We start from the raw sequence: 287 nt of genomic DNA on the forward strand, positions 1-287 counted from the left end.
TGTCACCCTCGGTGGTCAGCCAGGCTGTCACCGCACTGGAAGCGCAGCTTGGAGCACAACTTCTGTATCGCTCGACCCGCAAGCTGACGCTAACCCATCTTGGCGAGACCTATTTTCAGGAACTGGCTGCCGCGCTCGAACGGATCGGGGTCGCGACCCAAGAGGTTCAGGGCAATCGCACCAATCCCGCAGGACGCCTGAGAATTTCCGCGCCCACGGTAATCGCATCTTCGAAATTCGCCGGCTATCTGGGCCTGTATCGAGAGCGCGCGCCCGATGTCGAGATC

1 protein-coding gene is annotated in these 287 nt (G+C 60.6%); it reads left to right on the forward strand.

Translation table 11 applies throughout. The annotated features are described in order from the left end of the window. Positions 1 to 287, forward strand: a 287-nt coding sequence (locus tag K3A85_RS17855) for a LysR family transcriptional regulator (RefSeq protein ID WP_225207862.1), incomplete at both ends; no start/stop codon positions are given.

Origin of the sequence: Novosphingobium huizhouense (assembly GCF_020179475.1) — a bacterium.
GTDB lineage: Bacteria > Pseudomonadota > Alphaproteobacteria > Sphingomonadales > Sphingomonadaceae > Novosphingobium > Novosphingobium huizhouense.